This is a genomic window from Rhodobacteraceae bacterium M385 (genome assembly GCA_025141835.1).
Taxonomy (GTDB): Bacteria; Pseudomonadota; Alphaproteobacteria; order Rhodobacterales; family Rhodobacteraceae; genus Gymnodinialimonas.
Map to the genome: position 1 here is coordinate 2,964,544 of CP081102.1, position 11,972 is coordinate 2,976,515.

The 11,972-nt window shown below is 57.9% G+C and carries 15 protein-coding genes and 1 tRNA gene; 11 read left to right on the forward strand and 5 right to left on the reverse strand.

Annotation, left to right across the window (positions count from 1 at the left end; genetic code table 11):
* Window positions 1-2 precede the first annotated feature (2 nt).
* On the forward strand, window positions 3-830 hold the full coding sequence (locus K3728_14425) for a response regulator (protein ID UWQ94879.1): 828 nt from the start codon (window positions 3-5) through the stop codon (window positions 828-830).
* Between the two features lie 75 nt (window positions 831-905).
* Here the strand turns inward: K3728_14425 and K3728_14430 are convergent, their stop codons facing one another.
* Window positions 906-1,403, reverse strand: coding sequence for a DNA starvation/stationary phase protection protein (locus K3728_14430; protein ID UWQ94880.1), 498 nt, complete (start codon window positions 1,401-1,403; stop codon window positions 906-908).
* Between the two features lie 117 nt (window positions 1,404-1,520).
* Here K3728_14430 and K3728_14435 point away from each other — a divergent pair, with 117 nt between their 5' ends.
* The gene (locus K3728_14435; GenBank protein UWQ94881.1) at window positions 1,521-2,333 is read left to right on the forward strand and encodes a formate/nitrite transporter family protein; all 813 of its coding nucleotides are present in this window, start codon (window positions 1,521-1,523) and stop codon (window positions 2,331-2,333) included.
* Between the two features lie 39 nt (window positions 2,334-2,372).
* Here K3728_14435 and K3728_14440 read toward each other — a convergent pair whose 3' ends face one another.
* Entirely contained in the window at window positions 2,373-3,101 is a 729-nt protein-coding gene (locus K3728_14440) for a Crp/Fnr family transcriptional regulator (protein ID UWQ94882.1), read from the reverse strand.
* Between the two features lie 63 nt (window positions 3,102-3,164).
* Here K3728_14440 and K3728_14445 point away from each other — a divergent pair, with 63 nt between their 5' ends.
* The 4 genes from K3728_14445 (at window position 3,165) to K3728_14460 (ending at window position 4,427) form a co-directional block, all read left to right on the forward strand.
* The gene (locus K3728_14445; protein UWQ94883.1) at window positions 3,165-3,557 is read left to right on the forward strand and encodes a hypothetical protein; all 393 of its coding nucleotides are present in this window, start codon (window positions 3,165-3,167) and stop codon (window positions 3,555-3,557) included.
* 64 nt (window positions 3,558-3,621) lie between these two features.
* Window positions 3,622-3,789 (forward strand): DUF1328 domain-containing protein, encoded by a 168-nt coding sequence (locus tag K3728_14450; GenBank protein UWQ94884.1) that lies wholly within the window; start codon window positions 3,622-3,624, stop codon window positions 3,787-3,789.
* A gap of 160 nt (window positions 3,790-3,949) precedes the next feature.
* Entirely contained in the window at window positions 3,950-4,183 is a 234-nt protein-coding gene (locus K3728_14455) for a hypothetical protein (GenBank protein ID UWQ94885.1), read from the forward strand.
* 46 nt (window positions 4,184-4,229) lie between these two features.
* Window positions 4,230-4,427, forward strand: a complete 198-nt coding sequence (locus K3728_14460) for a CsbD family protein (protein UWQ94886.1) — start codon at window positions 4,230-4,232, stop codon at window positions 4,425-4,427.
* Between the two features lie 71 nt (window positions 4,428-4,498).
* On the opposite strand, the gene K3728_14465 is transcribed toward K3728_14460, so the two are convergent.
* Entirely contained in the window at window positions 4,499-5,851 is a 1,353-nt protein-coding gene (locus tag K3728_14465) for an aminotransferase class I/II-fold pyridoxal phosphate-dependent enzyme (protein ID UWQ94887.1), read from the reverse strand.
* A gap of 100 nt (window positions 5,852-5,951) precedes the next feature.
* Here K3728_14465 and K3728_14470 point away from each other — a divergent pair, with 100 nt between their 5' ends.
* Genes K3728_14470 through K3728_14490 form a run of 5 tightly spaced genes read left to right on the forward strand, consistent with a single transcriptional unit; the run spans window position 5,952 to window position 10,766 of the window.
* Entirely contained in the window at window positions 5,952-6,905 is a 954-nt protein-coding gene (locus K3728_14470) for an ABC transporter substrate-binding protein (protein ID UWQ97573.1), read from the forward strand.
* 37 nt (window positions 6,906-6,942) lie between these two features.
* Window positions 6,943-7,809 (forward strand): ABC transporter substrate-binding protein, encoded by an 867-nt coding sequence (locus tag K3728_14475; GenBank protein UWQ94888.1) that lies wholly within the window; start codon window positions 6,943-6,945, stop codon window positions 7,807-7,809.
* 40 nt (window positions 7,810-7,849) lie between these two features.
* Window positions 7,850-8,773 carry an amino acid ABC transporter permease gene (locus K3728_14480; protein UWQ94889.1) on the forward strand — a complete coding sequence of 308 codons (924 nt, stop codon included), beginning with the start codon at window positions 7,850-7,852 and terminating at the stop codon, window positions 8,771-8,773.
* Window positions 8,770-9,552 (forward strand): amino acid ABC transporter ATP-binding protein, encoded by a 783-nt coding sequence (locus tag K3728_14485; GenBank protein UWQ94890.1) that lies wholly within the window; start codon window positions 8,770-8,772, stop codon window positions 9,550-9,552. Before K3728_14480 ends, K3728_14485 begins: the two co-directional genes overlap by 4 nt.
* A gap of 44 nt (window positions 9,553-9,596) precedes the next feature.
* Entirely contained in the window at window positions 9,597-10,766 is a 1,170-nt protein-coding gene (locus K3728_14490) for an amidohydrolase (protein UWQ94891.1), read from the forward strand.
* 33 nt (window positions 10,767-10,799) lie between these two features.
* Here the strand turns inward: K3728_14490 and K3728_14495 are convergent, their stop codons facing one another.
* Together K3728_14495 and K3728_14500 are read right to left on the reverse strand one after the other, a co-directional pair.
* Entirely contained in the window at window positions 10,800-11,480 is a 681-nt protein-coding gene (locus tag K3728_14495; GenBank protein UWQ94892.1) for a hypothetical protein, read from the reverse strand.
* 303 nt (window positions 11,481-11,783) lie between these two features.
* Window positions 11,784-11,870 (reverse strand) — tRNA-Leu (locus K3728_14500).
* Window positions 11,871-11,972 lie beyond the last annotated feature (102 nt).

Here is an 11,972-nt window from a genome sequence, read left to right on the forward strand (position 1 = left end):
TCATGGCATCGACCGAAACCACACCGGACTTGAGCACGCAGCTGGTGTCAGAACTACCATTTTTGCGGCGATATGCGCGGGCTCTGACCGGGGCCCAAGACACCGGTGACCGCTACGCAATGGCGACTTTGGAAGCGATCGTAGCTGACCCCTCAACGGTGGCAGATGATGCATCCACAAAGGTTGGTTTGTTCCGGGTTTTCCATGGAATTTGGTCCAGCTCAGGCGCGCCTATGGCCGAGGAATCCGACGCCTCTGCCCCGCTAGAAGCACGTGCGCAATGGCGCCTGTCGCAACTAACCGCCAACACCCGTGAGGCGTTGTTGTTGCATACGGTTGAAGGATTCACCTTCAGCGATCTCGCCCGCATCATGAACATCCCCCAGGCCGAGGCCGAAGAACTCGTCGCACGGGCCCGCGCGGAAATGGGCGAAATGGTGACCGGTGATATTTTGATCATCGAGGACGAAGGCATCATTGCGATGGACCTGAAATCCATCGTCACCGACATGGGCCATAGGGTGACAAACGTTGCTCGCACCCGCGATGACGCGATTGCCAAGGGCAAAGCGAAGGTGCCTGACCTGATCCTGGCGGATATCCAACTGGCCGACAAATCCTCGGGCATTGATGCGGTGAACGCCCTGCTCAAAGACTTGGGTGACCGTCCGGTGATTTTCATCACGGCATTCCCCGAGCGCCTGCTAACCGGCGAACGGCCAGAGCCCGCGTTCCTGATCACCAAGCCTTACTCGGAAGATCAAGTGCGTGCTGCCGTCAGCCAAGCGATGTTCTTTGCTTCCTCTGAACATATCGACGTTGCCGTTTAATCAGCGCTGCATCGTACAAAAGAAAAAGCCCCGACCATTTGGCCGGGGCTTTCTTTTGTGCCGACGCCAGAGGCGTTAGCTGGCAGTGATCGCGCGAAGCATCCACGCAGCTTCCTCGTGGAACGCGCTACGTTCCGTTGCCAAATCCTCGGTTACCGGGTCTTTGTGGTCACCGGCCAGTTCGACAAGGGCGTGAAGACGATGAGCCAGTTTCTCGTGATCTTGGGCCAAGTCATCCATCATGCCGCCGGCAGAAGGCAGCTCGTCCAGATCCTTTACTCGAGAGCGTTTAACGATCTCTTCCAGCTTAGTCGGGGCCAGCTTCCCCAACGCGCGGATACGTTCAGCCAGCACGTCAGAGGCGGCGAACATATTTTCGTAGTGGCCATCGGTCAGTTTGTGGATCGAGTAAAAGGCCGGGCCGGTGACGTTCCAATGGTAGGCGTGAGTCTTGAACGTCAGGCGGTAAGTATCGGCTAAGACATCGGCCAACCCTTCGGCCACGGCCGACGCGCCACGCACGCCGGTGGCGATTTCATCAGCGCTCGGTACGATTTTCAATGTGTCAGTCATTGCGATCTCCTCTGCTTGTTCACCTTTCCAACCCCGACCCGACACAGAAGTTCCTGCTAAAATTTGGGGAACCTAATGGGCTCCGGCGCGTTACCCGGCGAACAAAAAGGAATTCCCATGCGCGAAGAGATGGCCGTTCGTAAGGCAGCCCGCCTTAGTTCTAAACTGATCTACGAGGTCATCCGCAGAGACGGAGAGGAAGAGCTAGACCGCCCCACAAGGTCGCTGGTCTGGTCCGGCGTTGCCGCCGGTCTTTTGATCTCATTCTCTGTCCTGGCAGAGGCGGTCTTCCGCACTTATCTGCCCGACGCCCCGTGGCGCTTTCTGGTTGAAAACCTTGGGTATTCGATGGGATTTTTGCTGGTCATCCTTGGACGCATGCAGCTGTTCACGGAAAACACGATCTCGACCATCCTTCCGTTGGCGGCGGAACGCACCTGGCGCAGCGGCGCGGCTGTCCTGCGATTGTGGAGCATCGTTCTGGCCGCAAATGTGATCGGCGCCTTGGCGGCGGCCGCATTCATGACGCAAACATCCGGTGTCGCGCCTGATGTGCTAGCCAATATTACAGAGCTGTCGCACCACGCTACGGGCTTTAGCCCGTCGGAAGGCTTTCTGCGTGCCATTCCCGCCGGTGTGCTTGTCGCGTCCATCGTGTGGATGATGCCAAGTCAGAACGGCGGCGAGGTCGTGTTAATCGTGATCTTCACGTGGCTTATCGCGGCGGGTGACTTCACCCATATCATCGCTGGATCAGTAGAGATGTGGGTGCTGATCCTTCTGGGCGAATTGAACGCCGCGCCCGCAGTGTTCCAATTTTTCCTGCCGGTGCTGGCGGGCAACGTCGTGGGCGGAACGCTGGTGTTCGCCCTGCTGGCTTGGGGCCAAGTGAAAGATGAGATTGAGGCTGACGCTGAAGCTGAGAAATAGGCGTGTAAGCCACGCTCCTCTCCCCTGCCCGCCGTTCCATCAGATCAATGGGCGGCGGGTTTGAGCTGTGACCTCGAGCATGGCGATTTCTTCCATCTGCTGTTGGTCACGCAGGCTTAGTATTCCGTCTTCTAACGACAGGACCTGCCTGCCACGCAATTTCATCAGCGTCTTGTTCGTGTGCACAAGCGACAGGCCCAAGGCATCCGCCAGGTCCTGTTGGCGGAATGGAAACGGGCAGCTATCGCCCGTGTTCAGCCCAAGGTCGACGCAGCGCACGTAATAGCGCAACAGGCCCCAGCAAAGGCGCTGCATCGCGGTCATCTGCCCGATCGAGGTCATCGCCTCACCCAAGAAATGTTCTTCCATTGCCGCGATCCACGTCAGGTCGAACGCACGCTCGGGCTCGGATTTGAAAAGTTGCCACAACTCAGATCGGTCAAAGACACATAAAACCATCGGAGTTGTCGCCTCCACGGTATGTTTCATTTCCCCCATGACCCCGGCTTGAAGGCCTAGGAAACTGCCGGGGAGAACAAAGTTCACCACCTGCCGCCGTCCATTCGGCAAAAGCTTGTAGCGCAGGCCCATCCCCTTGAGAGCAGTAAATAATTGTGGGCTGTTTGAGCCCTCCATCAACAGGGTCGTGCCTGCATCGACCTTCAGCTCCCCCACTTTGAACCGCCGCATAAACGCGGCTTCATCTGTGGTTAATGAATCGAAGGCTTCACGTTTTCGCAGGGGACAATTAGCGCAGTCGGTGACCATAACTTTTCTTTCCCTTGGTATGTCCTAGTTTAATGCGGGACATTCAGGATTGTTCCAAATGCCATGATGACTTCTGCTCAGCCCCCCTCACCCGCCTCTGTTGGCCAGACCAACGTCGTGGCCTCGGACCCATGCCTGATCGTCCATCCCAATGCGTTGGTGGCGACCGATTTGCGTGACATATTGGAGAGTGAGGGCGCAACTGAGGTGCTGACGTTCTCGGACCTGTCCCACGTCCCGTTGGAGCCCGCGCGCCTCGTGATCTTGTCCGCTGCCCCAGAGGCGCTGCTGGAATCGCCCCATTCCGCCTTCTGGAAGTCCAGCGAAACCCCGGTCATCATGTTGGATCGGGGGCGTTTGCAGCCGATCGCGGAGCACGCTTGGCTTCACTACTTGGATGAGCCGTTCCGCACCGAGGACGTGACCGCCTTGCTGCACGGATTGCAGGTTTTCTGAACAATTTTGGAACCAAGGCTGTCGCAACAGGGTTTCCCTTTCGTAACTGAAAAGGAGACTCACCATGCTTCGATGGGCCGTCACATTCTTTATCATTGCCCTGATCGCTGCCCTCTTCGGGTTTGGCGGTATTGCAGGCGCATCAGCCGGGGTCGCGCAGATCCTGTTCTTTATCTTTGTTGCCTTGTTCGTCATCTCGTTGGTGGCGCGTTTGGTAAGTGGGCGGTCGTAACACGACTGCGTCCACAGCTCCAAAAGGGTGAACGGCCTTGCCTCGTGGCCGCTCACCCTTTTGCGTGTTCCGAACATAAATTATTGAATTTATTTATAAAAATTATCGGAACTTATCTCACACCTGTCCGTTCTCAACTCAGACACTAAGGAGATATACAATGAAAACCGGAACCATCCTCGCCATCGCCGTCGCTGCCCTGATTGCCATTGCTGGCGTCTACATGATCGACATCGATCAGACCGAAGAGGCGACTCTGCCCGAAGTCACCGTTGAAGGCGGTAACATGCCAGAATTTGACGCCGAAGTGGGCGAAGTCGAGATCACGGAAGAGACCATCACCGTGCCCGGCATCGAGATCACCGCACCGGAAGAAGACGTCGCTTCTAACTAAGCCGCACCTCGCCGATTGAGAAACTTACTTGAATAGGAGAACCGCTATGAACCGCGACCAAATTGAAGGCAAATGGACTGAAATCAAAGGCAAACTCCGTGAATCGTACGGCGATTTGACCGATGATGATCTGGAAGCCGCGAAAGGTGACCGAGATCAGATGGAGGGCGTCCTTCAGCAGAAGCTCGGCAAGTCCAAAGAAGAAGTGCGCGAGACTGTCGATAAGATCCTCGCAAAATTCTAACGCGAAAAGAATGCGATCGAACCGGGCGGCCCCATGAAATTGGGGGCGCCCGTTCCAATTCTGGGGCGCCGTTAGCCCGGCAATTTGTCAAAGGCCACAGGCTCCGCGGCCGCAAGTGCCAACACATCGGCTACCATTTCGCAGTTGTCACTGCTCAGCAAGCCGGTGCCGACGCGGATATGACCGGAGGGCTGCATTGAGAAATACTCTCCCGGCACCACAGAAATCCCATGAGCCGCTAGGGTGATCATTGCGAAAGTCTCTGAATGGACAGGCATATAGAGGCACAGACCCGCGCCATCCGGGCAAGCGATGCCGCGCCCGCGCAGGGCTTTCGCCAGCCTGTTGCGCCGATGTTGGTAGATGTCGGTCGCCATCGCAACACGGCGCTGGGTTTCTTTGTCTTTCAGCAGCCACGCCACGGCAGATTGCAGGATACGGCTTGTCCAACCGGCGCTGAACGCCCGATAGGATTGCACCTGCTCGATCATCTCTTCCGAAGCTGACAGAACCGCCATACGCAGGTCCGGCCCGTAGCACTTTGAAAACGACCGAATGTGCAGCACCCGGTTCGGAAAACGGTCCCCCAAGGATTGCGGCGGCGCGTTGGAGATGTCGCCTAACCCATCATCTTCCAGAATCAACATATCACTGTGCTCCAACACGTCCCCGATTTCCGCCATCCGCTGTGGGGACAGATGCAGCCCGGTCGCGGAACTGATGATCGGTTGGTAGATGAAGATGGAGGGCTGTTGCTCCAGCACCTTGCGCAGCGACTCTGGCTTGGGGCCAAATTCATCCTGCTCCACCAGCACGATCGTCACCCCTAGATCTTCAAGAATATCCAGTAGCCGGATCGGAGTTGGCGTCTCAATCGCCACGACGGAGCCCGGCGCGATCAAGGCTTGCAGCACGACATACACCGCGTTGTAGCCCCCGTTCGTCGCCAACATGGATGAATTCGTGAAGGGCCAAGTGGGGCGAAGTGCTGCTTCCAGTTCGGGCAAGATGCGAATGCGCTCGTATACGTTCAGACCCTCGGCCTGGGTGCCGTAGGCCATTGCATCGGCCAGTGGGGGCAAAAGTGCCACGTCGGGTGCGCCCATGGACAAGTTCAGTGCCCCTTTCGAGATCAGCCCGGGCGCGGTCAGGCGTGCGGGACGCGGCGCAAGGGATGATCCGCTTACAAAGGTGCCGTTCCTTCCGCGTCCAGTCAGAATCCGCAAACGTCGTAGCTCTTTCCAAGCCTCAGACAGGGTGCTGGGGCTGATGCCCATGGCAAAGGCCAAATCGCGCAAGGGCGGCAGCCGGGCACCCACAGGCAAAACCCCTGCCCGCACGAGCCTTGCCGTATCGCGCGCTATGCCCCGCTTCGATCTGTCGGGAAGTTGCTTGGCCAGTTCCTCGGTCTCGACCCTTTGCATTCGTACATTCCTTTAAATGTTCGGTAGCTTAATAACATTTGTCACAGGATTTGCACATGCCTAAACAAAATTCAAATTTCGTTGTTCGAGGCTTAGAATGCTGCCCAAAATTAACCTTGCCGTCAGAGATTGGGATTACCTTACGCCCCTTGCCTTGGGCGATGTCCAATCCGACAAGATCGACGTGGAAGTGCATCGCGTTGCCACCCTGCCGCAAAAGATCGGCGCGGGGGAAACCTACAACGCTGGCGAGGCCTCTTTCAGCCGCTATGTGACTGGTGCAATGGCCAATGACACGTCCGCCATCGCGATCCCGAACTTTTTGATGCGCGGTTTGCGGCACCAGTGCATTATCACCACCAAGACCAGCACGATCTCTCGGATCGAGGATTTGGCAGGAAAACGCATTGGCCTGACGGGTTGGCAAGACTCGGGCAATGTCTGGACCCGAGCGATCCTGCGCAATGCTGGGATCACGACCGAGGATGCATATTGGTACCTTGGCCGATTGACTGCCGAGCACCCGATTTTTGACCGCATCGGCGGCTTCGGGCAGCCCGGACGGATCGAACCTGTACCGGAAGAACGCCCGATGATGGAACTTCTTTCTGAAGGCTGGCTGGACGTCGTAATGACACCATTCATGCCCAGTGGCTTTTTTGAGAATGGGTCGGAGTTCCGGCAGGTACTGCCCGACCTGCGCGGCGCGCAGGTGGCCTATATCAATCAAGTCGGCTACGTCCCCGGCATCCACATGCTGACACTGGACCGGGAATTGGCCGAGCAACACCCTTGGATTGCCTCGGAACTAAGCGACTTGATCGACCGCTCGCGGCACATGTGGACAGAGAAACGGCGACGCTACGCCGAGACGACGCCCTTCATGATGTCCGAGATGATGTTCACAGCCGCATCACTTCCCTCTGGATGGGACGCCAGCGGATTGGAGAGCAACCGCAAAATGATCGACGACTTCCTAGAAGAAATGCACATACAGAAGATCTTACCGCGTGTCTTGAAGGCCGATGAGATTTTCCAAAAACAAGAAGCCTAGAACGCCCTACCTCTTTCACAACAGTACGGAGACGGACATGAAACGGAATTTAACAATGGCCCTCGCGGCGGCAGCAATGCTGGCCCCGATCACCGCCACAGCGGAGCAAGAGTTCAACGCAGAACTGCACGCCCGCGTCCCTGCGGATATCCGCGAAGAAGGCAGCATGATTGCCGTGAACAACGGCTCTTTCCCGCCCTACGAATTTGTCGAAGGCACCAGCCTGACTGGCGCGACGGCCGATATTGCCCATGAGATCAGCCAGATTATCGGCATTGAAATTCAACACGCGACTGTGGCTGGCCTTCCGGCGCTTTTGTCCGGCATCGGCGCGGATCGCTACCAGTTCGCCATGGGTCCGGTCGGTGACTTCCCAAGCCGCCGTGAAGCCACTGACTTTGTGGATTGGGTGCAGGAATACGTAGTTTTCGCCGTCCACGCAGGTAACCCCCAGAACATCACCGGGCTTGATACCATTTGCGGTAATCGCATTGCCGTCATGTCCGGCGGCTCTGCTGAGCGCGTGATTACAACTCGGTCTGAACAATGTGTGGCAGACGGCGAAGACGAGGTCGAAATCCAATCTTACACGGATCAACCAACGTCCATTTTGGCGGTTCGCTCCAATCGGGCGGATGCGTTCTTCTCGTCCCAGGCGCCATTGACGTATTTTGTGCAGCAATCCGACGGTGAGCTTGAACTGGCCGGCGTTGGCCAATCCAACGGCTTCCCGGACCTGATGCAAGGCGCGGTTGTGCCCTCGGGCTCGGCACTTGGCCCGGTCCTGCAAGAGGCCATCCAAATCCTGATGGACAACGGTACCTACTTGGAAATCATGACCCGTTGGGGCCTTGAGAATAACACCATCGACGCCCCCGGCATGAACCTTGGCGAGGCCCTCTAAAATGACTGATGCGCCCATTCTTCCGACTCAACACACCCCTATGACGGGCTCCTCTTCCGGCCCGCTTGGGGACGACACGTCGCGGGACGTGGAAAGGGCGCATCGCCCTATTCCAAAGGTCAAAACGCTCCTTTGGATCATTACCCTGATCGTGACCGTCAACTTTGTGATGGTCCTGGCAGGCAACGAAAACTTTGGATGGCCGGTGGTGGGCGAATACCTTTTCGCGCCCGTCATCCTAGAGGGCTTGTGGGTCACCATGTGGCTGGCGGTGGTCAGCATGATCATCGGTGTCGCCCTAGGCCTGCCCATCGCCATTGCCCGCATGTCCGAAGACCATCTGGCCCGATCTTTGGCCGGGACTTTCGTCTGGTTCTTCCGGGGAACGCCGCTGCTGGTGCAGCTCATCATTTGGTACAACCTGTCGTTTCTGTTTCCTCAGATCACTTTGGGCATTCCCTTCGGCCCCACTTTCGCCTCGTGGGACTCCAACGACGTCATCACGCCTGTGACCGCCGCCATTATCGGGCTGGCCCTGAATGAGGCTGCATATATGGCCGAGATCATTCGCGGCGGCTTGTTGTCAGTGGAACGGGGGCAAATGGAAACCGCCGAGGCCTTCGGGATGCGCCCGATGCGGGCCCTGCGTCGGATCGTGATCCCGCAGGCCATGCGCTCGATCGTGCCACCTACGGGCAACCAGTTAATCAGCATGATTAAAGCCACCTCTTTGGTGTCGGTCATTGCGATGGCGGATCTGCTCTACTCTGCACAATCGATCTACAACCGCACCTTTGAAGTCATTCCGCTGCTGATGGTCGCCGTGCTTTGGTACCTGTTCATCACCTCGGTCCTTAGCGTCATCCAGTCCCGCATCGAACGCTACTATGCGCGCGGAGACCAACAACGCGTCGTCTATGAAAAAGTTGAAACTGCCCCCTTGGACGCGGAGGTCCAGAAATGAACGCTATGTCCCCCACAACCGCACCCGTTCTGCGTATCCGCAATCTGCATAAATCTTTCGGCAACAACGAGGTTCTTAAAGGCATCGACCTAGATGTCGCCCCGTCCGAGGTCGTCGCCATTCTGGGGCCATCAGGCTCGGGCAAATCCACGCTTCTGCGCTGCGTGAACCAGTTGGAGAAGATCCACAAAGGGTTTGTCGAGGTCGATGGCGAACAGATTGGCTTCCAACTGCGTGGCGAAAAGCTGGTGGTGCTGTCAAAACGCGCCATCGCGGCACAGCGCAGCAAGATGGGAATGGTGTTCCAGAGCTTCAATCTCTACCCCCATATGACCGTGTTGCAGAATGTGATTGAGGCACCTTTGCAGGTCCACGGCGTCAATAAGAAAGAGGCCATAGAACACGCGAAAGAGCTGATCGCCCGTGTCGGCATGTCCGAAAAGCTGAACGCCTACCCCCGGCAATTGTCGGGCGGCCAACAACAACGGGTGGCCATTGCGCGTGCCTTGGCAATCCGGCCAAAAATCCTGCTGTTTGATGAACCGACTTCGGCGCTGGACCCGGAATTGGTGGGCGAGGTTCTGGCCACCATGAAGGATTTGGCCTCGCAGGGTTTGACGATGGTCGTCGTGACTCACGAAATCGGCTTCGCCCGCGAAGCGGCTGATCGTGTGGTGTTCATGGATGGCGGCCACGTCATCGAACAAGGCCCCCCGGAAGAGGTGTTGGTCAATCCCCAACACGAACGGACTCAGTCCTTCCTCAGCCGTTTCATCTAATCCTTAACTAGGGCGGGCACCCGGAAAGGGTGCCCGAAGCAGCCATGCGCGATTTTGCGACACTCGAAGACTTCACCGATGCGGAGCCGAACCTGATTGCCACGCGGCATCTTCTCCACGCCCACCCAGAGCTGTCCTTGCAGGAAACTGAGACAGCACGTTTTGTAGCCGAGAGGTTGGAAAGCTGGGGCTATGAGGTGACCCGCAATGTCGGCGGCCACGGTGTCGTGGGGCGGCTAAGGGTGGGGGACGGCAACCGCTCTATCGCGATCCGAGCCGACATGGACGCCCTGCCCATTCAAGAGGTTGAAGGCCGTGCTCATGGATCAAAGACCCCCGGTGTCATGCACGCCTGCGGCCACGATGGTCACACCACGATGCTATTGGGCGCAGCCGAATATCTTGCCAAGACCAAGAATTTTTCCGGCACCTTGAACTTGATCTTTCAACCGGCGGAAGAAGCCGGAAAGGACAGTGGCGCCAAGGCGATGATCGAAGATGGCCTGTTCGAAAGGTTCCCCTGTGACGCCATCTTTGGCCTGCACAACCACCCCGGCGCCCCCGCCGGTAGCGTCCTGACAAGGTCCGGCCCGATCATGGCAGCCGCCGATACCGTCAACATCACGATCCACGGGAAAGGTGGCCACGCCTCTCGTCCGCATCTGTGCATTGATCCCGTGGTGGTCGCTTCGTCGATCGTCATGGCCTTGCAGACGATTATCGCCCGCAGCGTCAATTCCGCCGATGCTGCCGTGATTACCGTGGGTACATTCCATTCCGGCACCGCCACAAACATCATCCCGGAAACCGCCGAGCTTTCATTGAGCGTGCGGACTTTCTCGGATGAGGTGCGCAAGCAGGTCCGCACCCGGATTTATGACGTTGTGGAATCTCAAGCAGCCAGTTGGGGCGCCCGCGCAGAGATCGACTATGACGATGGCTACCCCGGCGTCGTGAACTCTGTCGAAGAAACGGAATTCGCAACCGAAGTGGCCCGCGAACTGTTGGGCGAGGCCGAAGTCAGCACCTGTCCCCTGATCCCCGGCAGCGAAGATTTCGCCCAGTTCCTGCAACACAAACCCGGCAGTTTCCTGCGGCTTGGCAATGGCGAGGCCTCGGCCGGGCTACATACACCGAGCTACGATTTTGACGACGGGAGCCTGACGACAGGCGCCGCGCTCTGGAGTCGCTTGGCGGAGCGTTTCCTGCAATAGCAGCGGCCAGAACGCCGCCCTCGATCACTGGATTTAGCGTTTTGTAACTTGGGCAATTTCGCGCCGCGCGCTGGCATCGAGGGCTGCTGCCAGCGCATCCATTGACGTGGACGCAGTGGCACCGACCGAATGAAGGGTTGTGTGCACATCCGCTTCGATCGGACCGAGGCCCAGATCGTTGTGGAACGCCCCCACCGCCCCCGCGCCTTCGGCAACATCGCCCTCAACCAGGATAAGCGCATGGGCCAGGATGCGTCGTTGGCCGCCACCAATCGGGCGCAAGCGTTGCGCAGTGCCCACGACCTTTTTGTCTGACAGGGCCAAGTTCCACGCCCCATCGCAAAAACTGTTTGGCGTGGCACCCGTGCTCCACGGAGCCGGGATCGCATCGCGAATGATCTGCGTTATCAGGCGGTAGCCGTCGTCAATTGTGAAGGCCCTGCCCGCTGTGAATGCAAGCGCAAGGTTCAGTGCACCCGGTCCTTGCGGAACGGCCCCGCCCCCCGTTGGCCGCAAATGCAAGGGCCAGCCCCGCGCTGCCGAGTTCCGCCGCGCGTCGTCAAAGCCAGATTTGCGACGCAGGTTTGCGGGGCAAACAAGCGCCCGGCGACGCGGGCTCCACAAACAGATTGAAACATCGTCTGCCGCGAATGCTTCGGCCTCTAGGGCAAGACCATCGGCCACGCCGCCCACCCGGGAGAGTGTGCCGGTCACGTTGCCTTTCCCTTAACCCATGAGCCAAGGGTGAAGCGTAGATATCCGCCCGGACCCATTGCACGGATACACGATTGCTCCGCGTTAAGCGTAGAGGTGACGCACTTCAATCGCGTCGGTCCTGATCTCGGCACCGTAAACGTTCCGCTCATCATTGTTATTTCGAGCAACCTATTGATCTTTGCCCACGCCGCCAAGGCTTACCATGCCGGTTGAAACGACTCTGCGATCCAGTTCGTCCTTCCCACACAGGACCAGTCGGCGCCCATCTGGCTAGATAGAAGACAAGATTTGTAAGGAGAATGGTGCGCTCGGCGAGACTCGAACTCGCACGGGTGTTACCCCACAGCGACCTCAACGCTGCGCGTCTACCAATTCCGCCACGAGCGCACGTGATCAGGTAGTGCGCGGTCTGTAGCCGCTCGGAAAGGCGATGTGAAGGGGGTCCGAGGCCTCTTGTTCGGTTTTTTCGTCACAGAATGGGTCTTCAGG

Bases quoted from the DNA above. Each gene is read 5' to 3' on its own strand.
- K3728_14425 (UWQ94879.1), top strand. From the start codon at position 3: ATGGCATCGACCGAAACCACACCGGACTTGAGCACGCAGCTGGTGTCA.
- K3728_14430 (UWQ94880.1), bottom strand. From the start codon at position 1,403: ATGACTGACACATTGAAAATCGTACCGAGCGCTGATGAAATCGCCACC.
- K3728_14435 (UWQ94881.1), top strand. From the start codon at position 1,521: ATGCGCGAAGAGATGGCCGTTCGTAAGGCAGCCCGCCTTAGTTCTAAA.
- K3728_14440 (UWQ94882.1), bottom strand. From the start codon at position 3,101: ATGGTCACCGACTGCGCTAATTGTCCCCTGCGAAAACGTGAAGCCTTC.
- K3728_14445 (UWQ94883.1), top strand. From the start codon at position 3,165: ATGATGACTTCTGCTCAGCCCCCCTCACCCGCCTCTGTTGGCCAGACC.
- K3728_14450 (UWQ94884.1), top strand. From the start codon at position 3,622: ATGCTTCGATGGGCCGTCACATTCTTTATCATTGCCCTGATCGCTGCC.
- K3728_14455 (UWQ94885.1), top strand. From the start codon at position 3,950: ATGAAAACCGGAACCATCCTCGCCATCGCCGTCGCTGCCCTGATTGCC.
- K3728_14460 (UWQ94886.1), top strand. From the start codon at position 4,230: ATGAACCGCGACCAAATTGAAGGCAAATGGACTGAAATCAAAGGCAAA.
- K3728_14465 (UWQ94887.1), bottom strand. From the start codon at position 5,851: ATGCAAAGGGTCGAGACCGAGGAACTGGCCAAGCAACTTCCCGACAGA.
- K3728_14475 (UWQ94888.1), top strand. From the start codon at position 6,943: ATGAAACGGAATTTAACAATGGCCCTCGCGGCGGCAGCAATGCTGGCC.
- K3728_14480 (UWQ94889.1), top strand. From the start codon at position 7,850: ATGACGGGCTCCTCTTCCGGCCCGCTTGGGGACGACACGTCGCGGGAC.
- K3728_14485 (UWQ94890.1), top strand. From the start codon at position 8,770: ATGAACGCTATGTCCCCCACAACCGCACCCGTTCTGCGTATCCGCAAT.
- K3728_14490 (UWQ94891.1), top strand. From the start codon at position 9,597: ATGCGCGATTTTGCGACACTCGAAGACTTCACCGATGCGGAGCCGAAC.